We start from the raw sequence: 23135 nt of genomic DNA on the forward strand, positions 1-23135 counted from the left end.
CCAACTCGAGAAGTTCAGGCGGGGTGAGAGCGCCGCTTCCGTCCGGTGGGATGAGCCAGTGCAGCGTCCCCCACCGGCAGTGCGGGGCGGGGGCCACGATCCAGCCGCCCTTCGAGACGTATCTCAGGTTGGGTCCGGCCCACAGAGCAGTGGGATCGGGCGGCACAAGGAGTCCCCCACGACGGCCCCGACCGTCGTGCAGAACTGGCCCCCGCTCCGTCACCGAGATCGTGTCGAGTAATTCGGCGGTGTACAAGCCGAGGCGCTCAGGAACAGTCAGGACATCCCATAGGCGTCCCGTGGCCAAGAGATGGACCCCGGTCGCTCCGTGCATCCAGTCGTCCCGACACGCGCGCGGATCTTTGGCCGCGGCAGCCAGTTACTCCCGTCTCCTGCACCACCGGCCAGCGAAGCGGAGCACCGCGGAAGCTGTGTGAGCGCGCCAGCCTGGACGCTGCGTTCCATGCGGACGTGCCAGGTACGGGCGCAGGCGCCGTCGTCACAGGCCGGCCGTCCTAGGCCGCTCAACAGCGGCCAATGATGACCAGCGGCGACCACCAGGCGCACGGGCGCACCGCTGCTGAAAAGCCAAAAGGCAGCCTGCCAAGATGCCCGGCAACACCCAGGGCAACCGACTCAGGACCCTCAGCAGACCTGCGGGGCTGCTGCTGAGCCGGCTCGCCAGACGCCGTCGCTTGCAGTGAGTGGAGGCAGTCAGCCAGCGGCCTTGCCGACGATGCGGTCCATCTCCTCTCGACCGAAGGCCCGCAGAGTCGTGGTACGGACATTACCCACCCCGCCGATCTGCAGTAGTGCCGCGGTGGCGGTTTCGTCATCGGGTGCCTCGACGACAGCCACGAGGTCGTACGGACCGACGGTCCAGTAGATGTTCAGGAGCTTCGCCCCGAGCTTCTCTACCGCTGCGCCGAAGGCCTCGGCGCGCTTCGCGGTGTCCTTGTAGTTTCGGATCCCTTGATCGGTCCAGTTCAGCAACGAGACGTAGGTCGGCATGATCTTTCACCTTTATGAGGAGACGCAGCGCAGGGTCAATCCTGGACATCGGGCCTGAAGCCCGCACAAGGTACGCACCCGAACGAGTTACTACGAGCACCACAGGCGGTTGATCACGGTGGTTGGAACCAGGGTAAGGCGGTCGCATCGATTCCCGGCTGGGCCTTTGGCGAGTTCAGGGTCGTGCCGCATGTGCGCCACTACCTGGAGGAGTCGTGGCCCGGATGGGGCATGGCCTTCGGTACGAAGTGGCTCAGGCGAAAGGTGGTTGGTTGCGTCAGGCGTCCGCAGAGCCTGTCCATCCGCACTGCCGTCCAGTCGATCTGCGTGTCCGACGTTCGGAGATGGCGGATGTGAGCGGTCCATTCCGACTCATCCTGGGTTTCGAAAAGCACCTCCCAGTGGCCGGCGTCAGGCGAGAAACGAGCACCAGCCCGTTGCGCCTCGTCCTGCTGCTGACGCCTTCTTTTGCGCTGTCCTGGCATCGGCCCAGCATCGCCGATCGACGGCGTACGGTCGACGGCTGCAAGGTCACCTAGGTGCTTCGCGCCGCCTCTCGGCACACTGTTGCTTGTGTCCAACTCCTATGCGCAGCCCATCCTGAGGACGGCCGATGCCGGCGAGGCGTTGTGTACGGTTGCGCGGTTGCTGGAGGTCGCTGATACCAGCGAGCTCGAGGTCGACTACGAGGCGGTGGTGTCCTCGGCGTCGGCGCTGACCCGGCTGCTCAAGTTGCTGCCGTGTGCGGACTGGTGGGCGGAGGGGGGTCGGGGTGGGTCGTCGCAGGACGGCGTCGATCCTGTGGCGTGTCTGCCGGTCAGGGTGCGGAGTTGGGGGCATTGTGCCGACGTTGTCGTGCCGCTCGTGCGTGCCAGCGGGTCGGAACCGGCCGCGGTGCGCTGGGACTTCGCGGGCTGGCCGGTGGCGCCTGAGGTGGGGCTTGGCGTCGGGGGTTCCCGGGGTGCGTTCGTGACGCTGTGCCTCAACGCCCGTGATCTGGACCTGGAGCATCCCGCGGCCGACCACACGGTCTTCGTGCACGTCAAGCAGGTCGAGGGCGCGCGGGCTCCGTGGCTGGCCGCTCGGGTGGGGCAGCGGGTGATCGGTGAACTGGTGATGGCGCCCTACTGAGCCACCGAGCCAGGTCCGGCGGGCCGGGTGGTCTCACCTCAGGGTGAGCTGCCAGGCCAGGAGCAGGGTGCTCAGCGCGGCGGTGACGAGCGCGCCGCGGAGTGTGGCGCCCAGGCCGCCGTGGGGGTCCATCGGGCTGTAGGGGCTGTCCGGGGAGACGAGGACGGTCATCGAGGAGCCTGCGTCGGCGGGACGGCCGTACGACGCGTTGACGATCTCCGCCTCGTAGCGCTTGCCGTCTATGCGGTAGCGGACCACCGGTGTGAGGAAGTACGCGCCCGGCTTGCCGCTCGCGGCAGCGCTGTTGCCGATGACTTCGGCCGGCAGATTCAGGGCCCGTCGACGGATTTGGCGGAGTGTCACGTTGCGGCGTCGTTCACGCGCCGCGGTGACGAGCGATGTCACGAGTACTCCCGCTGTCACCAGCATCCACACCATGGGGCATCTATAGCGCAGCGCGCGAATCCATGCGATACCGGACGGGCCGACGGGGGCAGGCAGGAAAACCGCGCGGTCCGTGGGGTGGCTCGGAACCGAGCCGGGCGCACACTGGAAGGGCGTGCTCCGGCAGGGGCTCTGCCGGTGGCGGGGCTCACCTTGGAGCACGGTATCCAGGCTAGGAGGCCGTGGTGGAGTTCCTTGTGACCGTGGAGATCCCCCAGGGGTCCCGCAACAAGTACGAGATGGACCACACGCTGCACCGCATCCGCCTGGACCGGCTGCTGTTCACCTCCACCAAGTACCCGGCCGACTACGGCTACATCGACGGCACCCTCGGCCGTGACGGCGACCCGTTGGACGCCCTCGTGCTGACGGGTGAGCCCACGTTTCCGGGTTGCACCGTGGAGTGCCGGGCGGTCGGGATGTTCTGCATGACGGACGAACACGGTCCCGACGAGAAGGTGCTGTGCGTGCCCTCCCACGACCCGCGCTACAGCCATGTGCAGGACATCGGCGACATCTCGGAGTTCGACCGGCTGGAGATCACCCACTTCTTCGAGGTCTACAAGGATCTCGAACCCGGCAAGTCCGTCGAGGGCTCCCACTGGGAGGGCCGGGACGCCGCCTACGCGGAGATCGACGCCTCCCGCGCCCGTGCCGGTGGGCTAGAACAGGGCTGATGGGTCGTGTCGGCACGGCAAGGGGGCTCCGCTCGTCGGGGGTACGTCGTCAGCGCCGCGCCGCGCCCGTGCCCTTGCCCGTCACGGCCAGCAGCAGCACCGCCAGGACCTGGATGGCGACGACCACCTCGATCAGTACGGGGATCGAGTAGCCGTACAGGCCACCGGTGAGCGCGCCGCCGGCCAGGCTTGCCGCGCCTACGACGCCGGCGAACAGGCCGTACGCGGTGGCCCGGCGGCCGCTGGGCACCAGGTCGGCGACCGTGGCGCGCAGGGTGGACTCCTGGATGCCCATGGCCGCGCCCCACACGAGCGAGCCGGCGACCGCGACGGCGAGCGTGTCGGTGAACGCCAGGGCCGCGACGGCCGCCGTCAGCACCGGCAGCGCCAGCAGCACGCGCGGGCCGAACCGGTCGTAGAGCCATCCCGTGGCCAGTGCCGCGACGGCGTCCACGGCCATCGCCGCCGCGTACAGCACCGGCACCCACGCGGCGCTGAGCAGGTGCCGTTGGACCAGGTGGTAGGAGAGCACGCCGAAGGTGGCGAAGCCGGTCGTGGTGGCCGCGGTGAAGCCGGCGTAGGTCCAGAAGGTGCGCGGCAGCCGCACGTTCCGCGCGGCGGGCGGCGCGCTGGCGGCGGCTTCCGCCTCGCGTTCGTAGGCTTCCGGGTCCGGGACGCGGGCCCGCAGCCAGAACAGCAGGGCCAGTACGGCGATGCCGGGGGCGGCGAGCACGCCGAGCGCGGGGCCGTAGTCGTTCCCGGTCAGCGCGAGAACGCCGGCCACCAGCAGGGGGCCGACCAGGGCGCCGACCTGGTCCAGCGCCTCGTGTACGGCGAAGCCGCGGCCCCGGCCGGTGACGGCGGTGGCGTGCGACAGCATCGTGTCCTTGGCCGGGGAGCGCACCGCCTTGCCGACCCGCTCGGCGACCACCAGCGCGCACGCCGCCCACAGCACGCCCACCACGCCCAGCAGCGGCACCGACGCGACCGTCAGCGCGTATCCGGCGATCGCCAGGCCCCAGAAGCGGCGGGTACGGTCCGCCAGCGGGCCGGACACGAGCCGCAGGCCGAACGCCGCCGCCTCACCGGCGCCGGTGACGACACCGACCACCAGCGCGGACGCGCCCAGCGACGCCAGCAGCGGACCGGTGATCGAGCGGGCGCCCTCGTACACGAAGTCGGCGAGCAGGCTGACGGTCCCGAACCACACCACGAACCGCCACGGACCCATCCGCGCCGACTCCGTCCGCACCGGCCGGTCCGTCTCCGCCTCCGGCTCCGGCTCCGGTTCCCCGGACGACACCTGTCTCGTCAGCCTCGTCACCGCTGCCTCCTGACCCGGGTATGCCCGCCCGCCCACCAGCCTCCGCGCATCCAGCGCCCGCGTCGAGAAGGCCGTCAGCCCCGCCCCGGACCCGACCGCCGCCACGCCGCGTCGGCCAGCAGGCGGAGGCCGTTGAGGCCGACGATGACGGTGGAGCCCTCGTGGCCGGCGACGCCGAGCGGCAGGGGCAGGGTGCCGGTGAGGTCCCACAGGACCAGGCCGGTGATGAACACCGCGGCGATGACCAGGTTCTGCACGACCAGGCGGCGGGCGCGGCGGGAGAGGCGTACGACCGTGGGGATGGCGGCCAGTTCGTCGCGGACCACGACCGCGTCGGCGGTCTCGAGGGCGAGGTCGGAGCCCGCGCGGCCCATCGCGACGCCGGTGTGGGCGGCGGCGAGCGCGGGGGCGTCGTTGACGCCGTCGCCGACCACCAGCACCTTGCGTCCGGCCCGCTCCAGCTCCCGTACGGCGGCCACCTTGTCCTGGGGCAGCAGTCCGGCGCGGACGTCGGTGATGCCGGCCTCGGCGGCGAGCCGGGACGCGGCGCGGGCGTTGTCGCCGGTGACCAGCACCGGGGCGGTACCGGTCAGCTCGGCGAGGGCGGAGACGGTGGCGGCGGCCTCCTCGCGGAGCCGGTCGGCCAGGCCAAGGACTCCGGCGGGTGTGCCGTCGAGGACGACCAGTACGGCCGTGCGGCCGTCCCGTTCCAGACCCGCGGCCACGGCGTCCGCCGGGTGGCCGGTGCGGTCGTGCAGGACGCGGGCGGGGCTGCCGACCGCGACGGTACGGCCCTGCACCGTGGCGCGTACGCCGGCGCCCGGGGTGGCGGTGAAGTCGTCCGCCGGCGGGATGTCCAGGCGCCGGCGGCGGGCGGCGTCCACGATCGCGCGGGCCAGCGGGTGCTCGCTGGGGTGCTCGGCCGCGGCCGCGAGCCGCAGCAGCTCGTCCTCGGTGAGGGCGGAGCCGGACAGGGGGCGGATGTCGGTCACCCGCGGGGTGCCCTCGGTGAGCGTGCCGGTCTTGTCCAGCGCGACGGCGTCCACCTGTCCGAGGCGCTCCATGACCACGGCCGATTTGACCAGCACGCCGTGGCGTCCGGCGTTGGCGATGGCGGACAGCAGGGGCGGCATGGTGGCCAGCACCACGGCACAGGGCGAGGCGACGATCATGAAGGTCATCGCGCGGAGCAGCGTGGACCGCAGGTCGGCGCCGAGCAGCAGGGGCAGGGCGAACAGGACGACGGTGGCGGCGACCATGCCGAGGCTGTAGCGCTGTTCGACCTTCTCGATGAACAGCTGGGTGGGGGCCTTGGTCTCGGAGGCCTCCTCCACCAGGGCCACGATCCGGGCGATCACCGAGTCGGCCGGGTCGCGGTCGACCCGCACGCGCAGGGCGCCGGTTCCGTTCAGGGTGCCGGCGAACACCTCGTCACCGGTCTGCTTGGCCACGGGCAGCGGTTCGCCGGTGATGGTGGCCTGGTCGACCTCGCTGGCCCCGTCCAGCACCCGGCCGTCGGCGCCGATGCGCTCACCGGGCCGGACCAGGACGACGTCGCCCACCGCGAGCTGCTGGGTGGGGATCGTCTCCTCGGTGCCGTCGTCGGCGAGCCGGGTGGCCGTGGCCGGGGCGAGGTCGAGCAGACCGCGCACGGAGTCGGCGGTGCGGGCGGTGGCGACCGCCTCCAGGGCGCCGGAGGTGGCGAAGATGACGATCAGCAGGGCACCGTCCAGGACCTGCCCGATCGCCGCCGCCCCGAGCGCGGCGACCACCATCAGCAGGTCCACGTCCAGGGTCTTCTCGCGCAGCGCCCGAAGGCCCGCCCAGCCCGGCTCCCAGCCGCCGGTGGCGTAGACGGCCGCGAAGAGCGGGCCCCGCGTCCAGGCCGGCGCCCCGGTCAGTTGCAGCGGCAGCGCGATCAGGAACAGCACCAGCGCCGCGGCGGCCCACCGCGCCTCGGGCAGCGCGAAGACACGGGTACGGCGCCGGGGCGCCACGGTCTCGCGCGCAGCACGGGGCGGCGCCGGGCGGGTGAGTGTGGATGACATCGGCAGGGGGTCCTTCACCGTGGGCGGACGCGATCAGGTCGGAACCCCACCACCGTAACAGGAAAGAATGAAGAGACATTCATGTGTTCATACGTGGTGCCGTACGATGGGCGCATGGGTCATGGAGCCGCACCGCCCGCCGGAAGCGTCCCGCGCAGGCGCCTGGACGCCGACAGCGCCGCCAAGGTCGCCACCACGCTCCAGGCGCTGGCCACCCCCTCACGGCTGCTCATCCTCGCCCGCCTGCGCGAAGGCCCCCTGCCCGCGACCGAACTGGCCGCCGAGGTCGGCATGGAACAGTCCGCGTGCTCCCACCAGTTGCGCCTGCTGCGCAACCTCGGACTGGTCGTCGGCACCCGGCAGGGCCGCTCGGTCGTGTACTCCCTGTACGACAACCACGTCGCCGCACTCATCGACCAGGCCATCTACCACGTCGAGCATCTCCGCCTCGGCCTGACCGACGCCGCCGCCGTGGCCGCCGACACCGAGCCGGAAGAGGCCGCCGTTCCGAGCGCGTGAGGGTGCCGGACGGCCGGTCGCCCGCTATGGGGGTAGCGGTTCTAAGGGGTCGCGGCTCTATGACGTCAGCCGGTCGGCCGCGCGTCGGCCGGGAGGCGCTTGACCACCGCGTCACCGCATGCGGCCGTCTGCGCGTAGAACGCCCTCAACTCCTGGTGCGCCACGGCGAACGCGGCCCAGGTCTCGGGCTCCGCGGGGGCGCCGCCGTAGCGCGGCAGCAGGTCCTCGCGGACGGCGTCCCACAGCGTCTCGAAGTCGGCGGCGCTCAGGAACCCGGCGACCCGGCGGGCCTGGGCGGACGTCAGCACCAGCAGGCGCGGCCGGTGCCGGTCGCGGCGGAACACCGGCCGGCCGCCGAGCACCACCTGGGTGCGGGGCCGGTTCTCGGCGCGCTGCGGGTGGGCGCCGGCGTAGAGGCGCTCCTGGTCCAGGTAGCGCTCGTCCAGCGCCTCCTCGCGGTGCCGGACGCCCTCGCCGCCCTCCTCGAACTGCCGCTCCAGCCAGGTCGCGCTGTTGCGCAGGGCCGGGGGCGGCACCGCGCGCAGACGGAGATGGGCACTCATGCCCAAGGGAGCGCACGGCGGCGGTGCGGCGTCACGCTGCCTTGATCGCCGGAGCGGCCGGAACCCGTGCAGTGGGCGGGTTCCCGCCGCCCCGTCCCTCACCGTGCCGCCCACGGGGGGAATCGGCGGCGGCACGGAGGGGGCCTGCGCAGCCGGTCTCCGGCAGGCGCCCGCCTTCGGGCCTGCGCGGTACCGGTACCGGCATGCATTGAGTCAGCGCGCGGTCGGCGCGAAACGTCACCTGGTGGGGTGCGCCGAACCGCGCGGGTTGGCTGGCACCGGCGGCCGCGCGGCAGGGCGCGGGCGGTTCCGCGCCCGGGTAACGGGCCGTCGAATCCCGCCGGTTGACTCGGGAGGCAGGACGCGGACGGTGCCGTGCGCCGGCAATAGGCCGCCGAACCGCGCCGGCTGGCTCGCGCGGTGCCGCAAAAGGGCGCCGGTAACGGGCCGCCGAACCGGGCCAGGTCGCTCGGGCCGTGCCGTAAAAGGACGCCGGTAAGGCCGACGAGCCGGCCGGTTGGCTGGTGCGGTGCCGTAAAGGGCCGGCGGGGCGTTGTGACACTTCTGTGACGGCAGACGCTGTGCAGCATGGGGGGCCGTCGATGCGACCGGAGCGCGGCGGACGGCACGGACCCGCTGTGGACCCGGTGCGAACGAGGACAGTCTTGGGCCAGGTACGGCAACCCGGGCGCGTACGTGCGTACGACGGGGAGTTGGGCGCTGCGGTCGCGCGGGCGCAGGACGGGGACGAGGCCGCCTTCGCGGTGGCGTACCGGATCGTGCAGCCCGGCCTGCTCGGCTATCTGCACGGGCTGGTCGGCGACGACGCCGAGGACGTGGCCTCCGACGCCTGGCTGGAGATAGCGCGCGACCTCGGACGCTTCAAGGGAGACGGCGCCGGGTTCCGGGGCTGGACCGTGACCATCGCCCGCCACCGGGCCCTGGACCACCTGCGCCGCCGGCGCGCGCGCCCCCGGGCCGGCGGCACCGAACAGGACGTACTGCACCTGCCCGCCCCCCAGAACACGTACGACCAGGCCCTGGAGTCGCTCTCCACCGAGCAGGCCCTGGCGCTGGTCCGCGCACTGCCCCGGGAACAGGCGGAGGCGGTGCTCCTGCGCGTCGTCGTGGGCCTGGACGGTCCCGCCGCCGCACGCGTCCTCGGCAAACGCCCGGGCGCCGTACGCACGGCCGCCCACCGGGGCCTGAAACGCCTCGCCCACCAGCTGGGCGCCGGCGGCGAGGCGGACGCGGGTGTGACGGATGGGACTCCCCGAACGCTGGGGGAGTGGACGTGAACAACGCCGGCGGCGGAAGGCGGCCGGAAGCCGCCGGGCGTGACACATCGACGCATCAGAACGCAGCGGAACAGTCGGACAGGGACGGAAACGGGCATGGGTGAACGACTGAGCGGCGACGGAGTACCGGTCCGTCACCGGCAGGTGCACCCCGGCGGCACCGCGTCCGGCCCGTCGGGCGCGCAGGACGCCGCCGCGCTGGAAGCGGTGCTGGGCGCCGCCCTGCGCCCGGACCGCCTCGACCCCGAGGCCGAACAGCGGGCCCTGGCCGCGTTCCGGGCCGCCGGCCATCAGGCGGGCGCGCCCCGGGCACGCACCCGGCGCCGGGACGACTGGCGGCCGCGCGAGGAACGGCGGCTCCGGCGCCCGGTCCGGATGACGTTCGGTGTCGTGTTCGCCAGCCTCGCGCTCGGCGGGGTCGCGGTCGCGGCCATCGGCCACTCCGGGTCGCCCGGCCACGGCGCGGGTACCGCCACCAAGACCGCGCACCGTCCGGCAGTGGCCGCCGTCGGCCGGCCGGACGGCACCGCCTCGCCGTCGCCCTCCGGGGGCCCGGGAGCGACCGGCCGCCCCTCCCCCGCCCAGGACACCGAGGCCCACTGCCGCGCCTACGAGCAGGTCGACGGGCTAGGCAAGGCGCTCGGCGCGACGGCCTGGCAGCAGCTCGTCGCCGCCGCCGGCGGAAAGGACAAGGTCGCCGCGTACTGCTCCGAGCAGCTGGCGCGGGCGACGGCCAAGCCCAAGAAACCGGGCGCCCCCGGCAGGGGCAACACGGCCAAGAAGCCCGGCAACCCGGGCGGCGGAACGGGCGCCGACCCCGGCGGCACCCACACCACGACCGGAAGCGGGAGCGGCCGAACGGGCAACGGAGCCCCCCACACCGGCACCGGCGGAAAGAGCAGCGGCAAGCACCGTTAGGCAGCGCGCCGAACCCGCAGGCAGCGCGCACCCCCGCGGCGACCGCCGACACACGCACGGCGGCCGGCGGCACACGTCGTGCGCGCAACCTGTTCGGCGCAGGGCGTCACACCTGGGTTGCGTCTGGAATGCCGGTTATGGGGGCTGTCGGTACGTTCGTCGGAGATCGGTCGTCCGGCCGACGTCCGCTGAGACAGAGGTAACTGACATGCCCTCGCGTACTTTCACCGTGGTCGGCGCCGGAGCCGGCGCGACCGTCCTCGCAGCCGCCGGCCTCACCTACGCCCTGACCGCCGGATCGGCCCCGGCATCCGCGTCCGTCCACCAGGCGGCCGCACCCGCCCACCGTGCGGCGGCCCCGCACGGGCGGCCCGCGGCCAAGCCCGCGCAGCCGGTGGCCAAGCCCGTGCAGCGGTCCGCTCCCGCCACCGCCCCTCAGGACGGCATGGGTTCCGGCGGGCGGAACGAAGGGCGTGACGGCGGCGGACGCGGCCACGGCCGCGGCCACCGTGAGGACGGACGGATCTACTTCAACGAACGCACCTACCCCGCCGCCGTCGACGGCTGCATCACCGCGGCGAGCGGCTTCGGCGCCAGCAGTTTCAGCGTCTTCAACGACAGCCGGCGCACCGTCGAGGTCTTCCGGGGCTTCACCTGCGACAACGGCGCCCCGGTCGCCGTCGTCGGCCCCCACGGCCGTACCTACGGCGTGGTGACCCGCACGGACCACGGGGACGAGTTCGGCGAGGACGGCGGCGTGTTCGCCCGCGCGGGCCTGTTCGACGACGGCGTCGCGGGCAGCTTCCGCGTGGTCGGCGGCCCCTACGACTGGTGACGGCGCCACGCTGTACCTGAACCGCGAAGGCACGCCCTCCCGCCTCAGCCCCGGTCGAGCCCCGGCTGGATCTCCACCGTGAACGTCGCGTCCTCCGGGCCGGTGCCCTCCTCGTCCTCCCAGACGATGACCCGCACGTGCTTCTGGCCGGCTCCGCGGCGGTCCCACTCGGACACCAGGTCGGTGACGACGAGGGCGGCGACGTACTCGGCGTCCTCGCCGGGGCCGTCGGTGGTGACGGTCCCCCGCCACCGCTGCGGATCGTCGCCGTAGGGCCGCCAGCCCTCGGAGCCGTGCGGCTCCTCCACCCGGTACACCCAGTCCGTCTCGGTGCTCATGACCCGATCCTGTCACTTCCCGGCGCGGGCCCGGTGACCGGCCGACCCCCGCTCGGTGTCAGGAGGCATGCCCGAACCCGCTCGCGTGGACGACGCGCCCGTGGCGGTGGCGCCGGTGGCTGTCGGGCTCGCGGTGGAGGGCGACGAGCGCCGCGTCGTCGTCGAGGCGCCCACGGGTGTGGGCGAGCAGATCGCGCTTGATGTGGTGCAGCAGCGACTCCGGGCCGGCGTTGTCCCACTGGGCGGTCCGCACCTCGAAGGGATAGAAGCGGCCCTCGGGATCGCGGGCCTCGATCACGCCGTCCGTGTAGAGCAGCAGGGTGTCGCCGGGCTCGAAGGACGTCACGTCGATGGTGTACGCCTCCGGCCCCTTCTCCGTGATGCCCAGGGGCGGGGCCGGGCTCAGGCCGGGGACGGTCAGGCCGTTGCCGGGGCTGAGCAGCAGCGGCGGCGGATGGCCGCAGCTGATCATGCGGACGATGTTGTCGTCGTTGGGGATCTCCAGCAGCAGGGTGGTGGCGAAGCGTTCGCCGGCCTCGGCGGGCGGCTCGAAGTCGGCCAGGTAGCGGACCACGCTCTGCTCCAGGGTGGCGGCCAGATCGGGCAGCGTGGCGTGCCGGTGGGCCGCCTCCCGGAAGGCCCCGAGCAGCAGGGCCGACTCCCCGATGGCGGACAGTCCCTTGCCCCGTACGTCCCCGATCATGATGCGCACGCCCCCGGGGACGCGGGTGGCCGCGTACAGGTCGCCGCCGATCTGCGCCTCGTCCTCGGCGGCCAGGTACAGGCAGGCGATCCGCAGGGCGCCCATCCGCTCCGGCAGCGGCCACAGCAGCCCGTGCTGCGCGGCCTCGGCGACCGAGCGGACCTGGGCCAGCTCGCGCCTGTGCCGCTCGCGCATGACGCAGAAGAACACGACCAGGGCGGACAGCACCGCGAGGGCGAGGATCTGGACGACCACGTTGCGCGTGAACAGCACGCCGAAGTGCCAGCCGATGTACGCCTGCGCCGCCACCGTCAGGATCCCGATCAGCGTGGTGGTCCGGGGACCGGCGAACGACGCGGTGATCGCGGGGGCGATCACCAGGAGCGGGCCGAGATGGATGTCCGCCGGAACCAGTTGGTCCACCGCCGTGATGACCACGATGAGCACGATCGGGATCAGCAGCAGCGCGTGGCTGGACTGCCGCAGCTGCCGTACATCAGCCAAGCCGTGTCCGGCCTTCACGTCTTCCACAGTGCCACCACCCGCGACAGCTGACGACCCGGTCGGTTTTTGACGCAACCATGACGCCCGGGCCGCATCCATTCGGTCTCCGCCGGTGTCCTTCCCCGTGTCCCTGCCGTTGCGAGGAATGGAGTGCCATGGAAGGCACCGTGGTGGCGGTCGTCGTGCTGGCGCTGTTGGCGCTGCTCGTGCTGAAGAGCGGTATGCGCGTGGTCAACCAGGTGGAGCGCGGAGTCGTGTTCCGGTGGGGCAAGGCCCTGCCGGAGCACCGGCAGCCGGGCGTCACCTTCCTGATCCCCTTCGCCGACCGCATGCGCAAGGTGAACGTGCAGGTCGTGACCATGCCGGTGCCCACCCAGGAGGGCATCACCAGGGACAACGTCTCGGTGAAGGTCGACGCGGTGGTCTACTTCCGGGTGACCGATCCGGTGCGCGCGGCCATCGAGGTCCAGGACTACGTCTTCGCCGTCGGGCAGGTCGCCCAGTCCTCGCTGCGGTCGATCATCGGCAAGAGCGATCTGGACGACCTGCTCAGCGACCGGGAGCGGCTGCACGAAGGACTGGCGCTGATGATCGACAGCCCGGCCGCCGGCTGGGGCATCCACATCGACCGGGTCGAGATCAAGGACGTCCAGCTGCCGGAGTCGCTGAAGCGGTCCATGTCCCGGCAGGCCGAGGCCGAGCGGGAGCGCCGGGCCCGGGTCATCACCGCCGACGGTGAGTTCCAGGCCGCGCAGCAGCTCGCCAACGCCTCCAGGATCATGGCCGACACCCCGGAGGCCATGCAGCTCAGGCTCCTGCAGACCGTCGTGGAGGTCGCCGCCGAGAAGAACTCGACCCTCGTGATGCCCTTCCCCGTCGAGCTGCTGCGCTACTTCGACCGTGCCGTGCAGAAGATCGACGCCGGCCTCAGCGCGCCTCGGCCGACTCAGCCGACTCCGGCCCCGGCCGAGCAGGCGCAGCCCCAGCCCCCGCTTCCGGTGCAGGAGAGCGCCGGCCCGCGGTAGCCAGCGCCAGCGTCACGCACACCGAGCCCGCCGCCATCACCGTCATCCCGGCGGCGGGCGAGGTCAGCTGGGCCACCGCGCCGGCCAGCGCGGCGCTCACGCCCTGCATGGTCAGCATGCCGGAGGAGTGCAGCCCCAGCGCCTGCCCGGCCAGCTCGTCCGGGGTCAGGTCCATCAGGCGCTCCTGCTGGACGAGGCTCGCGCCGAAGCCCGCCGAGGCGACCGTCACGCAGACCGCCGCGACCGGCAGCGGCGGGTGCGCGCCGAACGCCAGGTACGGCGTCGCCAGCAGAAGCAGCAGCGGGGTGGCCAGCCGGCGCCGTACCGCGCGCGGCAGCAGCCGGCCCACCGTCACGTCCCCGGTGAACATGCCGAACGCCCCGCAGGCGAACAGGGTGCCGGCCGCGTGCGGCGCGTACGACACGTACAGCGACTCGCAGCCGACGACCAGGCCGTTGGGCAGCCACAGGCCCAGGTAGGTGAGGCGGCGCGGGCGGGAGGACCACAGCAGGGCGTTGGTGCGCCAGGTCGCCGCCGGGGAGGTACGGCCCGCCGTCCTCGGCGGCCGGGCGGTCAGGCCGAGCCGCAGCGTCAGCGCGGCCAGCAGGTACAGCGCCGCCGACAGCAGCAGGCACACGCGCGGGGAGAGCGCGCCGAGCAGCGCGCCGCCGGTGGCGAACCCGGCGATCTGCATCAGCCCGCTCATCATGTTGAACAGCGAACGCCCCGGCAGATAGCCGCCCCCGGCGAGGATCTCGTTCAGCAGGCCCCAGCGGACCCCGCCGCCGAGCGAGGCCACGAGCCCGAGGACCAGCAGGACGCCGAAGACCGCGCCGACCGGCAGGCCGGGCAGCGCCTGCACCGCCGTACCGGCCGCGAAGGTCAGCGCGATCGCGGACAGCGCCGTACGCGGGGGCAGCCGGTCGGCGCCCGACAGCAGGACGGTCGCGCCCAGCACCTGGGCGAGGGAGGGGCCGAACATGCTCACCGCCGACAGCAGCGGCGAGCCGGTCGCCCGGTACACGAGCGTGGCCAGGGCGAGCCCGCCGACGGTCTGCGCGGCGGTCTGCGCGGCCGCGCCGAGGAAGAGCGGGGTGAACTCCGGTGTGCGGAACAGGGATCGGTAGCCGGTCATGCCGGGGAGTCTCGGCCGGGGCCGGCCGGCCCGGTTATTGTTTCGCGGCAGCGCGAAAGGTCGTACGGCGGCGAGGGGGTGCCGGGCATGGGCTTGTGGCAGCTCGACGCGGACACGCTCGCCCGGAGCCGGTTCGTCATCTCACCTCTCTCCGAGGCCTTCGCCTGCCTGAAACTGCTGTACGCGCGGGACGCCGCGCACCCCGGCGAGCAGGAGTGGCTGCGCACCCATCTGCCCGCCTACCGCGCCCGGCTGGCGGCGGACCCGGTGACGGCGCGGCTGGTACCGGCCGGGATCGGCCGGAACTGGATCGCCGACTTCCTCACCCCGGCGCCGCGCGACGACGAGACGTTCGCGGACGGGGTCGCCCGGATCCGCTCCACGGCGCCGGACGCGGCCCGCGCCCATCTGCGCACCGCGCTCGCCGGCCCGCTCCCCGCCGAACTGGACCGCGACGACCTGCCCGAGCGGGCGGCCGCCCTGCTGGAGTGGGTGTGGGAGGAGACCGTACGGCCGTCCTGGGAGCGGCGCCGGCGGGTGCTGGAGGCGGACGTGGTCGCGCGGACCGCGCAGGTGAGCCGGGGCGGCTGGGTGACCGTGCTGGACGCCCTGCGCCCCGGGCGCACCCGCTGGCTCGGTGAGAACCGGCTCCAGATCAACCTCCACGCGTACCGGCCCCGCGAGATCTCCGGCGCCGAGCTGGTCTTCGTGCCGGTGACCGTGCAGCGGGCGGGCTGGGCGGCCTGGGAGGAGGGGGTCCGGTACGCGGCGGTCTACCCGTGCGCCGGGGCCCTCGCCGACGCCGGTGTCCGCACCGTCCCCTCCGCCCTCGGCGCCCTCCTCGGCCCGGCCCGCGCCGACGTCCTGGTCCTCCTCGCCTCCCCCATGAGCACGACCCAGCTGACGGCGGTGACGGGGCAGGGGCTGGGCTCGGTGGGCCGCCATCTGAGGGTGCTGCGGGAGGCGGGGTTGGTGGAGCGGCGGAGGGCGGGTCGGTCGGTGCTGTACGCGAGGACGGCGGCGGGGGACGTACTGGCGGAGGCACCGGGGCGGGTGCGGGACGGGGACGCTCACCGGCGCTAGCGGGGTGCCGCATAGCATCGCCCACATGACCAACGTCCTGAACGTAGAGATCGACGCCCTCACCGGCGGCCCCGCGAACCTGGCCCAGTACGCCGGCAAGGCGGTCCTCATCGTCAACGTCGCCTCCAAGTGCGGCCTCACCCCCCAGTACACGGGCCTGGAGAAGCTCCAGGAGCGCTACGGCGACCGGGGTTTCACCGTGCTCGGCGTGCCCTGCAACCAGTTCCTCGGGCAGGAGCCCGGCACCGCCGAGGAGATCGCGGAGTTCTGCTCGGCGACGTACGGCGTGACCTTCCCGCTCACCGAGAAGGTCGAGGTGAACGGCGCGGGCCGGCACCCGCTGTACCAGCGCCTGGTGGACTTCCCCGATGCCGAGGGCCACAGCGGCGACATCCGCTGGAACTTCGAGAAGTTCCTCATCGGCCGGGACGGCACGGTCGTCGCCCGCTTCTCCCCGCAGACCGAGCCGGAGTCGGACGCGCTCGTGACGGCCATCGAGGCCCAGCTGGCCTAGCCGGTTGACCTTGCCCCTGGGGCAGGGCGGAGCGTCCTCGTCACCGGGCGGAAAGAGCCGCCCGGTGACGGAGGATGGCAGCGTGGACGAGGACCTGCTCACCATCGGCGCGTTCGCCGCGCGGGCCCGGCTGTCGGCCAAGGCGCTGCGCCTGTACGACCGGCTCGGCCTGCTGGCGCCGGCCCGTGTCGACGACGGCACCGGCTATCGCTACTACCGCGCCGATCAGGTCGAGCGCGCCCGGCTGGTGGCCCTGCTGCGGCAGTTGGACATGCCGCTGGCCCGGATCGCCGAGGTGCTCGGGGCCGGGGGCGCGGAGGCCGCCGGCCGGCTCGCCGCCTACTGGGCGGACGTGGAGGCCCGGGTGGCCGGGCAGCGGACGCTCGCCGAGTACCTCCGTGGACGACTGTCGGGGAGGAGCTCCGAGATGTACGGGAAGTTCACGATCGAGACGGTGGACGTGCCGGCCCAGGTGGTGATCACCGAGTCGCGGCACACGCTGGCGGACGAGCTGCCGACGTGGATCGGTGCCTCGCTGGGCCGGCTGGTGGCGGCGGCGCGGGAGTGCGGGGGCATGACGGGCGCGCCGTTCGTGGTCTACCACTCCGAGGTGTCGATGGAGAGCGACGGACCGGCCGAGTCGTGCGTGCCGGTGGCCGACGAGGCGGCGGCACGGGCGTGGGCCGCCGGGCAGGGCCGGGCCTGGAAGACGGCCGTACGGGTCGAGCCGGCGGCCCGGCTGGCGTACACGAGGATCACCAAGGCGCAGGTGGCGCATCCGCAGATTCTGGCCGCGTTCGGGGCGGTGGAGCAGTGGATGGCGGGGGAAGGACTTCGGATGGCCGGGCCCTGCCGGGAGATCTACTTCGCGGACTGGGACGCGGCGGGCCCCGGCGACCCGGTGTGCGACGTGGCGTTCCCGGTGGGCTGAGCGGCCGGAGGCGCCGTGGGTGCACGGCCGAGCCCCCTCGGCAAGGACGGCGACTGGTCGAGAGGGCTCTTCTGGTGGTGCGTGTGAAGTTGTGTTCGTCGGGAGGTCTCTACGGACGAAGGTCAGCGAGGACCTCCTAGGCCTTGACCGAGGCCACGAAGGCGTTCCACGCGTCGGCGGGGAAGGCCAGGACCGGCCCCTCGGTGACCTTGGAGTCACGGACGGCGAGTTCGGCGTCGGTGGGCGACTTGACCTCGACGCAGGCGCCGTTGCCCGCGGAATAGGAGGACTTCGTCCACGTCTCCGTAGCGCCCTGAATCAGTGCCATGTCCACTCCTGTAGCGAGTTGCGATAGTGCGGTTCACGCCAACCTGGTCGTCTGGTTGGCGTGATCGACGCTACCGGGCAACCGCCCCTGCCGGAGGAGTCGTTCACTCGACTGGATGGCATATTCCAGGCGAGCCTTCCACTGGAGCGGATCGACGGTGTACGATCCGGCGCCCTCGGTGCCAGCCGCTCATTCGGCGTAGTCTTTGGCCACCTTTGCAATGAACTGCCGGGATTGCTCCACATTGAGGGACTGTGCCCGCAAGTGCTCGTACATCACGGCGTACTTCTGCACGTCCTGGGCCTTCTCCAGGTACAGGTCGCTGGTGACGCCCTCCAGGTACACCACGCTGGAGTCGGCCGCGTCGGCGAACTCCAGGATCGCGTACTGGCCGTTCAGCCCCGGATGCGCGCCCACCTCGAACGGCAGCACCTGCACGGTGACGTGCGGCAGCTGGGACATCTCGATCAGATGGTCCAGCTGCTCGCGCATCACCAGCTTGCTGCCCACGACGCGCTTCAGCGCCGCCTCGTCGAGCACCACCCACAGCCGGAGCGGGTTGGTCTCGGCGGTGATACGTTCCTGTCGGCGCATGCGCACCTGCACACGCTTCTCGATCTCGGCCGTCGACGTCTCCGGCAGCGCGCCCTGCACCAGGGCCTCCGCGTAGGCGCGGGTCTGCAACAGACCGGTGACCAGCTGGGGTTCGTACACCCGCAGCGACTCGGCGTCGGTCTCCAGACCGATGTAGACGCTGTACGGGATGTCCCCGAAGGTGTGCCACCACCCCTGCTGCCGGGAATCCCGGGCCATCTCCATCAGCGAGTCCACGATCCGCTGGTCCTCGACCTCGTACACCCCGCACAGGTCGCGCACATCGCGCTGGCTGATGCTTCTGCGGCCGTTCTCCAGCCGGCTGATCTTCGACTGCGACACGAGCAGTCGCTCGGCCACTTCCTCGGCCGTCATGCCCTTGAGCTCGCGGAGCCTGCGCAGCTCCTGGCCCAGCCGGCGCCGCCTGACGGTGGGATTGACATTGGACGCCACGGGACGTGCACCTCCGGCTGCCTGCCTGTTCTTTGACACTTTCCGTATCTGCTGCTGAGCAGACTGCCACCAAGGTGCTTTCTACCGCTGGGAAATGGTGGATATGCGGCGCGTACGCGTCAGTTCCGCACGGCTCGCCGCCCGATGGGGGGCCGGCCGCCGGGCCCGGAAGCGGCCGAGCGGGGCGGCGAGACACACAGGTCTCACCGCCCCGCTCGACCAGCGGCTCCCGAACCGGGTCTGTGGGGACCGGGGTTACGGCTCAGTGGGCCACGGCGCGTGCCATGGAGCCGCGGTGCGGCTGCATCGGAACCCCGCGTGCGGGCTCCGCCGCGGACCGGGCGCCCGGTGCGCCCTGCCGCGCGGTGGCGGCCGTGCCCCGGCGCGGTTGCGCGACCGCGCCGTTCTGCACGTCCATCACGGCGTGCGCGACGAGACCGCCCATGGGGTCGTGCCGGATCAGATCCCGCAGCCGGGACCTGGAGGACCGGCCCTCGTTCCCCGGGTACAGGTGCTTGCCGAGGCCGACGGCGTGCGCCAGGGCGGCGAGCGCCGCGGTCCGCGGGTCCGGCGGTACGCCGGTGCGGATCGCGGAGTCCAGCCGGGCCCTGATCTCCCGGCTGATCTCGTTGTCCGTCGCCTGGTAGCGCGTCGTCGGCAGCACCCCGCACATCTGGCCGGCCACGGCATGCACCATGCCGCACCGCTCCAGATGCGAGAGGTAGGTCTGACGGAGCCCCAGGCGGGGCCCGCCGATCCAGTGAACAGCCCGCACGGGAGCGCCACGCCGTCGCAGCAACTCCAACGCGCAGTCCAAAGTCGGATCTCCAGTCGGCCGTGGCACCACCACGGCGATACGATCCCCGTCTGGGGCTATCCGTCCGGCCAGCGCCAGCTCCACTAGCTGTGCACCGGCCAGACCGAGGTCGAGCGACTGCGGCTGCGCAGTGGTACCCGTGGCCGGGTCCAGTGCCAGCAGCAGAAGCTCCTCCGGAAGTGTTCTGCGGCTCCTGCCCATCCATGCCTCCCCGCGTGGATGAATGACAGGGTGACCCCTCTCACATTGGTCTGTCGAGGGTGCGTGACCGGTTCGTGAGGGAACCGGTAGGTATGTCGTTCTCGTCTAGCGCAGGGGTTAAGCCCTCACACAGGACACTGGTACATGGTTCGGACAGGGCGCGCGTGTGGGCGTGCGGCGCATGGAGGAGGCATCGGTGGCGGGCGAGTCCCCCGACAGGTCGAAGCAGCGCGAGTCGTCGGCGGAACCGACGCCGGGGAGCGCGGCTCCGGTTCCCGAGACACGGGATCCGCGTCTCGCGGTCGCCCGGGAAAAGGATTCCGCGCCGAGCGGTGTCGACACCGCGACGAAGATCCTGTCGATCCCCGACACCACCCCCTCCCCCGAGGACACCGCCCTCCGCAAGGCGGTCTCCGCCTGGGTCCGCAAGGCCAACTCCAAACCGCCGACGGGGGATGAGCCGGAGGGGGGCGCGGACGCGGACGGCGGGGCTAAGGCCGACGCCGGCGCGGGCGCCGGGGGGAAGGCCGGCGCGGGCGCTGACGGGGGCTCGGGTGCGGACGCCGGGGCGAGGGCCGTCGCCGGCGCGGACGCCGAGCGGAAGGGCAACGCGGGCGCTGACGGGGGCTCGGGTGCGGACGCCGGGGCGAGGGCCGTCGCCGGCGCGAGCGCCGAGGGGAAGGCCGACTCGGGCTCGGGTGTGGGCGCAGACGGCCGGGCTAAGGCCGACGCGGGTGTGAAGGCCGGGGCGAAGGTCGACGCGGGCGCGGACGCCGAGCGGAAGGCGGACGCAGGCACGGAGGCGGGCGCTGACACGGGCTCGGGTACGGGCGCGGGCACGAACGGCGCGGCGAAAGCCGACGCGGGCTCGACGGCCCACGCTGACGGGGGTTCCGGCGACGAGAGTGGCGCCGACGCGAAGGCGGACGCGGACGCGAGTACGGAGGCTGGCGCCCGCTCGGGTGCGGAGGCCGGCGCGGGCTCGAAGGCAGTTGCGGGCGTGAAGGCGGAGGCGGACTCCGAGGCCGGCGCAGAGGCTGAGGCCCCGGCGCAGGATGGTGCTGACGCCGACATAAATGCCGAGGGTGACGGTGGCGCCAAGGCCGACGTATCGGCTGAGGCTGACCGTGATGGTGCTGAGGCCGATGCCAAGGCCGACTTGGACGGTGGCGCCGTCGCTGAGGCGAAGGCCGAGCCGAAGGTGAAGGCTGCATCCGAGGCGAAGGCCGACGCGAAGGGCGAGCCAGGGGGACAGGGCGAGCCCGCGTCGAAGACGCAGCCGAAGGGTGGGGCGAAGGCCGACCCCAAGGCCCAGGCGAACGGCGGGGCGAAGGCTGCGCCCACGGCCCTGGCGAACGGCGACGCGGACGCCACGGCCCAGGCCAAAGCTGAGCCCACGGCAAAAGCCGACCCCGAGGTGAAGGCTGGCCGCACGAGCCAGTCGAAGGCGGACGCCACGACCAAGGCCAAGGCTGACCCCAAGGGCCAGACCAAAGCCGATCCCACGACTCAAGCCAAGGCTGACTCCAACCCCCAGGCCCAGGCTGAGCCCCCTGCCAAGCCTGAACCGGAAGACGCGGCTGCCACTGCGGCTGAGGTACGACCGAAGCTGAGCGCTGCCGGAGCCAACGACGCGCAGGGCGCTGCCGGACCCGCGGACTCGGAGGGCGCTGCCGGAGCCAAGGACGCGAAGGGCGCTGCCGGAGCGAAGGGCGCTGCCGGACCCGAGGACTCGCACGGCGCTGCCGGACCCGAGGACTCGCAGGGCGCTGCCGGCGCTGCGGACTCGAAGCCGGCGGTCGCCGATGGCGGGGACGCGCCGCTGGGGTCGGACGCAGTCGGCGAGGAGAGCCGCACGGGTGGGGACGGCACCGACGGCGAAGCCGGGGCGGATGTGGACAGCGCGCCCGTCGATCAGCCCACCGCCGTCTTCAAGGCCGTACAGCCCAAGCGGCCGCAGGTCGACCAGCCCACCACCATGCTCAAGCTCGGCGGGAAGCCCAAGGCACCCGAGTCCGACTCCGAGCGCACCAGCAAGTTCGTCGCGCTCAAGAACGACATGGTCCCCGCCAAGCCGAAGGCCGAGCCCCACGCGAAGCCGGACGCCACCACGCCCGTCCCGCAGGTCGGGCCCGAGCGCACCACCCAGCAGCCGCTTCCCCCGAAGCCCCCGCTGGACCTGCTGGCGGAGCTGACGAACACGCCCCCGCCGCCGGAGACGCCGTTCCGCACGCTCGTGCGCCGGGTCAAGATCTGGACCCCCCTGGTCCTGCTCCTGGCGGTCATCTTCGCGATCGTGCAGACCCTGCGCCCGCTCCCCGGCCCCACCCTCGACCTCACCGCGAAGGACACCTACACCTTCGCCGGCGGCAAGGTCGCCATCCCGTGGCCGGCCGGCGGCGAGGCCGCGCTGGACGTGCAGGGCATCGGCACGTTCGGTTCCTCCGGCGCCCAGAAGCCGGTGCCGATCGCGAGCGTCGCCAAGGTGATGACCGCGTACATCGTCCTGCGCGACCACCCGCTCAAGAGCGGCGCCGACGGCCCCAAGATCAAGATCGACAAGGCGGCCGAGCAGCAGTCGAACGCGGGCCAGGAGTCCACCGTGCACGTCACCGCCGGTGACTCGGTCTCCCAGCGCGAGGCCCTGGAGAGCATCCTCATCGCGTCGGCGAACAACATCGCCCGTCTGCTCGCCCGCTGGGACGCCGGTTCGGAGAAGGCGTTCGTGGCGAGGATGAACGCCACCGCCAAGAGCCTCGGCATGACGAACACGACGTACACCGACCCCTCGGGCCTGACGGACTCCACGGTCAGCACGGCCGTGGACCAGGTGAAGCTGGCGAAGGCCGCGATGACCGAGCCCGCCTTCCGCGAGGTCGCGGCGATGATGTCGTACACCGACTACAAGGGCGTCAACCACTCCAACTGGAACCACCTGGTCGGCAGCAACAACGTCGTCGGCATCAAGACCGGCACCACCACCTCCGCCCTCGGCAACCTGGTCTTCGCGGCGAAGCAGCAGGTCGGCGGCGGCACCCGCACGATCATCGGCGCGGTGCTGCGCCAGCCGGCCGGCGGCTCGGAGAACACGATCCTCAGCGCCGCCCTCGACCACAGCGACCAGCTGATCCGGGCCGCGCAGGGCGCCCTGAAGTCGGTGACGATCCTGAAGAAGGGCGATGTCGTCGGGTACGTCGACGACGGCCTCGGCGGCCGTACCCCGGTCGTGGCGACGAAGGACGTCACGGCGGCCGGCTGGGCGGGGCTGAAGGTGAAGCTGTCCCTCACCTCCGGCACGGTGCCGCACACGGCGAAGGCCGGCGCCGAGGTCGGTTCGCTCACCGTGGGCGACGGTTCGGCCGGTGCCGTCAAGGTGCCGGTGGCCCTGCAGAAGGATCTGGCGGAGCCCGGCTTCGGCGCCAAGCTGACCCGGCTGGGCTGAGCCCGCACCCCGGGTCCGCCCGGACGTCACCGGCCCGCGCCCAGCGCGAGGGAGGCCGGAGGAGCGCACCGGTGGCGGGAGCGCGAGCGCGCAGGCCCTCAAGGGCTGAGCGCGGTCGCGCTCCCGCCGCCGGCCGGGGCCTGCCGGAGGCGAGCCGCGCCATGACCACGCGCGCGTGCTAGCGTCACGAAACGGGGCAGGTCGCCGGTCGCGGGACACGGCCGCGAACTGGACGGCAAGCGGCCGCGAACACCGGGGAACACGGCCGAGAACAGAAGACGGGACACGGGGAGTGCCTT

At 72.7% G+C, this 23135-nt stretch carries 22 protein-coding genes; 11 read left to right on the plus strand and 11 right to left on the minus strand.

Annotated features, from left to right (window positions below):
* Positions 1 to 714: 714 nt before the first annotated feature.
* Positions 715 to 1011, minus strand: coding sequence for a GYD domain-containing protein (locus tag AB0950_RS24970; RefSeq protein WP_360160106.1), 297 nt, complete (start codon positions 1009 to 1011; stop codon positions 715 to 717).
* Between the two features lie 573 nt (positions 1012 to 1584).
* On the opposite strand from AB0950_RS24970, the gene AB0950_RS24975 reads away from it, so the two are divergent.
* The gene (locus AB0950_RS24975; protein ID WP_366779443.1) at positions 1585 to 2142 is read left to right on the plus strand and encodes a hypothetical protein; all 558 of its coding nucleotides are present in this window, start codon (positions 1585 to 1587) and stop codon (positions 2140 to 2142) included.
* A gap of 33 nt (positions 2143 to 2175) precedes the next feature.
* On the opposite strand, the gene AB0950_RS24980 is transcribed toward AB0950_RS24975, so the two are convergent.
* Positions 2176 to 2580 carry a DUF3592 domain-containing protein gene (locus tag AB0950_RS24980; protein ID WP_366779445.1) on the minus strand — a complete coding sequence of 135 codons (405 nt, stop codon included), beginning with the start codon at positions 2578 to 2580 and terminating at the stop codon, positions 2176 to 2178.
* 191 nt (positions 2581 to 2771) lie between these two features.
* Between AB0950_RS24980 and AB0950_RS24985 the strand changes: the two genes are divergently transcribed.
* Positions 2772 to 3263, plus strand: coding sequence for an inorganic diphosphatase (locus tag AB0950_RS24985; protein ID WP_366779446.1), 492 nt, complete (start codon positions 2772 to 2774; stop codon positions 3261 to 3263).
* A gap of 49 nt (positions 3264 to 3312) precedes the next feature.
* Here AB0950_RS24985 and AB0950_RS24990 read toward each other — a convergent pair whose 3' ends face one another.
* Together AB0950_RS24990 and AB0950_RS24995 are read right to left on the minus strand one after the other, a co-directional pair.
* Positions 3313 to 4587, minus strand: a complete 1275-nt coding sequence (locus tag AB0950_RS24990) for an MFS transporter (protein ID WP_360160110.1) — start codon at positions 4585 to 4587, stop codon at positions 3313 to 3315.
* Positions 4588 to 4661: 74 nt separating this feature from the next.
* Entirely contained in the window at positions 4662 to 6635 is a 1974-nt protein-coding gene (locus tag AB0950_RS24995; protein ID WP_366779448.1) for a heavy metal translocating P-type ATPase, read from the minus strand.
* Between the two features lie 114 nt (positions 6636 to 6749).
* Here AB0950_RS24995 and AB0950_RS25000 point away from each other — a divergent pair, with 114 nt between their 5' ends.
* Complete coding sequence (locus tag AB0950_RS25000; protein ID WP_360160112.1) at positions 6750 to 7154, plus strand: metalloregulator ArsR/SmtB family transcription factor; 405 nt, start codon at positions 6750 to 6752, stop codon at positions 7152 to 7154.
* Positions 7155 to 7219: 65 nt separating this feature from the next.
* Here the strand turns inward: AB0950_RS25000 and AB0950_RS25005 are convergent, their stop codons facing one another.
* Positions 7220 to 7717, minus strand: a complete 498-nt coding sequence (locus tag AB0950_RS25005) for a DUF1877 family protein (protein WP_360160113.1) — start codon at positions 7715 to 7717, stop codon at positions 7220 to 7222.
* 665 nt (positions 7718 to 8382) lie between these two features.
* Here AB0950_RS25005 and AB0950_RS25010 point away from each other — a divergent pair.
* The 3 genes from AB0950_RS25010 (at position 8383) to AB0950_RS25020 (ending at position 10768) form a co-directional block, all read left to right on the plus strand.
* Entirely contained in the window at positions 8383 to 9015 is a 633-nt protein-coding gene (locus AB0950_RS25010) for an RNA polymerase sigma factor (RefSeq protein ID WP_360160114.1), read from the plus strand.
* 96 nt (positions 9016 to 9111) lie between these two features.
* On the plus strand, positions 9112 to 9933 hold the full coding sequence (locus AB0950_RS25015; protein WP_366779449.1) for a hypothetical protein: 822 nt from the start codon (positions 9112 to 9114) through the stop codon (positions 9931 to 9933).
* Positions 9934 to 10141: 208 nt separating this feature from the next.
* Positions 10142 to 10768: a hypothetical protein gene (locus AB0950_RS25020; RefSeq protein WP_360160116.1), complete on the plus strand. Its 627-nt coding sequence runs from the start codon at positions 10142 to 10144 to the stop codon at positions 10766 to 10768.
* Positions 10769 to 10812: 44 nt separating this feature from the next.
* Here the strand turns inward: AB0950_RS25020 and AB0950_RS25025 are convergent, their stop codons facing one another.
* Together AB0950_RS25025 and AB0950_RS25030 are read right to left on the minus strand one after the other, a co-directional pair.
* Positions 10813 to 11106, minus strand: a complete 294-nt coding sequence (locus tag AB0950_RS25025) for a hypothetical protein (RefSeq protein ID WP_360160117.1) — start codon at positions 11104 to 11106, stop codon at positions 10813 to 10815.
* Positions 11107 to 11164: 58 nt separating this feature from the next.
* Entirely contained in the window at positions 11165 to 12340 is a 1176-nt protein-coding gene (locus tag AB0950_RS25030) for a SpoIIE family protein phosphatase (protein ID WP_360160118.1), read from the minus strand.
* Positions 12341 to 12468: 128 nt separating this feature from the next.
* Here AB0950_RS25030 and AB0950_RS25035 point away from each other — a divergent pair, with 128 nt between their 5' ends.
* Positions 12469 to 13338, plus strand: coding sequence for a slipin family protein (locus AB0950_RS25035; protein WP_360160119.1), 870 nt, complete (start codon positions 12469 to 12471; stop codon positions 13336 to 13338).
* Here AB0950_RS25035 and AB0950_RS25040 read toward each other — a convergent pair.
* Positions 13241 to 14473: an MFS transporter gene (locus tag AB0950_RS25040; protein WP_366779450.1), complete on the minus strand. Its 1233-nt coding sequence runs from the start codon at positions 14471 to 14473 to the stop codon at positions 13241 to 13243. The two genes, AB0950_RS25035 and AB0950_RS25040, sit on opposite strands and share 98 nt — an antisense overlap.
* 87 nt (positions 14474 to 14560) lie before the next feature.
* Between AB0950_RS25040 and AB0950_RS25045 the strand changes: the two genes are divergently transcribed.
* The 3 genes from AB0950_RS25045 (at position 14561) to AB0950_RS25055 (ending at position 17001) form a co-directional block, all read left to right on the plus strand.
* On the plus strand, positions 14561 to 15556 hold the full coding sequence (locus AB0950_RS25045; protein WP_360575449.1) for a winged helix-turn-helix domain-containing protein: 996 nt from the start codon (positions 14561 to 14563) through the stop codon (positions 15554 to 15556).
* A 25-nt stretch (positions 15557 to 15581) separates the two neighbouring features.
* Complete coding sequence (locus AB0950_RS25050) at positions 15582 to 16070, plus strand: glutathione peroxidase (protein ID WP_366779451.1); 489 nt, start codon at positions 15582 to 15584, stop codon at positions 16068 to 16070.
* Positions 16071 to 16134: 64 nt separating this feature from the next.
* On the plus strand, positions 16135 to 17001 hold the full coding sequence (locus AB0950_RS25055) for a MerR family transcriptional regulator (protein WP_360160123.1): 867 nt from the start codon (positions 16135 to 16137) through the stop codon (positions 16999 to 17001).
* A gap of 136 nt (positions 17002 to 17137) precedes the next feature.
* Here AB0950_RS25055 and AB0950_RS25060 read toward each other — a convergent pair whose 3' ends face one another.
* From AB0950_RS25060 to AB0950_RS25070, 3 genes are all read right to left on the minus strand, one after another.
* Positions 17138 to 17329 (minus strand): DUF397 domain-containing protein, encoded by a 192-nt coding sequence (locus tag AB0950_RS25060; RefSeq protein WP_360160124.1) that lies wholly within the window; start codon positions 17327 to 17329, stop codon positions 17138 to 17140.
* A gap of 189 nt (positions 17330 to 17518) precedes the next feature.
* Complete coding sequence (locus AB0950_RS25065; RefSeq protein WP_360575447.1) at positions 17519 to 18376, minus strand: helix-turn-helix transcriptional regulator; 858 nt, start codon at positions 18374 to 18376, stop codon at positions 17519 to 17521.
* 262 nt (positions 18377 to 18638) lie between these two features.
* Positions 18639 to 19394: a GPP34 family phosphoprotein gene (locus tag AB0950_RS25070; protein WP_360160126.1), complete on the minus strand. Its 756-nt coding sequence runs from the start codon at positions 19392 to 19394 to the stop codon at positions 18639 to 18641.
* A 181-nt stretch (positions 19395 to 19575) separates the two neighbouring features.
* Between AB0950_RS25070 and AB0950_RS25075 the strand changes: the two genes are divergently transcribed.
* A complete protein-coding gene (locus AB0950_RS25075) occupies positions 19576 to 22836 on the plus strand; it encodes a D-alanyl-D-alanine carboxypeptidase (RefSeq protein ID WP_366779452.1) in 3261 nt (1086 codons plus the stop codon).
* Positions 22837 to 23135 lie beyond the last annotated feature (299 nt).

This window comes from Streptomyces sp. NPDC007189, from assembly GCF_040703635.1.
Taxonomy (GTDB): domain Bacteria; phylum Actinomycetota; class Actinomycetes; order Streptomycetales; family Streptomycetaceae; genus Streptomyces.

What these genes read in the sequence shown, in the direction of transcription:
- AB0950_RS24995 (WP_366779448.1), bottom strand. Translation starts at nt 6,635, where the DNA reads ATGTCATCCACACTCACCCGCCCGGCGCCGCCCCGTGCTGCGCGCGAG.
- AB0950_RS25075 (WP_366779452.1), top strand. Translation starts at nt 19,576, where the DNA reads ATGGAGGAGGCATCGGTGGCGGGCGAGTCCCCCGACAGGTCGAAGCAG.
- AB0950_RS25025 (WP_360160117.1), bottom strand. Translation starts at nt 11,106, where the DNA reads ATGAGCACCGAGACGGACTGGGTGTACCGGGTGGAGGAGCCGCACGGC.
- AB0950_RS25015 (WP_366779449.1), top strand. Translation starts at nt 9,112, where the DNA reads ATGGGTGAACGACTGAGCGGCGACGGAGTACCGGTCCGTCACCGGCAG.
- AB0950_RS25045 (WP_360575449.1), top strand. Translation starts at nt 14,561, where the DNA reads ATGGGCTTGTGGCAGCTCGACGCGGACACGCTCGCCCGGAGCCGGTTC.
- AB0950_RS25000 (WP_360160112.1), top strand. Translation starts at nt 6,750, where the DNA reads ATGGGTCATGGAGCCGCACCGCCCGCCGGAAGCGTCCCGCGCAGGCGC.
- AB0950_RS25020 (WP_360160116.1), top strand. Translation starts at nt 10,142, where the DNA reads ATGCCCTCGCGTACTTTCACCGTGGTCGGCGCCGGAGCCGGCGCGACC.
- AB0950_RS25070 (WP_360160126.1), bottom strand. Translation starts at nt 19,394, where the DNA reads ATGGGCAGGAGCCGCAGAACACTTCCGGAGGAGCTTCTGCTGCTGGCA.
- AB0950_RS25050 (WP_366779451.1), top strand. Translation starts at nt 15,582, where the DNA reads ATGACCAACGTCCTGAACGTAGAGATCGACGCCCTCACCGGCGGCCCC.
- AB0950_RS24970 (WP_360160106.1), bottom strand. Translation starts at nt 1,011, where the DNA reads ATGCCGACCTACGTCTCGTTGCTGAACTGGACCGATCAAGGGATCCGA.
- AB0950_RS24980 (WP_366779445.1), bottom strand. Translation starts at nt 2,580, where the DNA reads ATGGTGTGGATGCTGGTGACAGCGGGAGTACTCGTGACATCGCTCGTC.
- AB0950_RS25060 (WP_360160124.1), bottom strand. Translation starts at nt 17,329, where the DNA reads ATGGCACTGATTCAGGGCGCTACGGAGACGTGGACGAAGTCCTCCTAT.
- AB0950_RS25040 (WP_366779450.1), bottom strand. Translation starts at nt 14,473, where the DNA reads ATGACCGGCTACCGATCCCTGTTCCGCACACCGGAGTTCACCCCGCTC.
- AB0950_RS25005 (WP_360160113.1), bottom strand. Translation starts at nt 7,717, where the DNA reads ATGAGTGCCCATCTCCGTCTGCGCGCGGTGCCGCCCCCGGCCCTGCGC.
- AB0950_RS25035 (WP_360160119.1), top strand. Translation starts at nt 12,469, where the DNA reads ATGGAAGGCACCGTGGTGGCGGTCGTCGTGCTGGCGCTGTTGGCGCTG.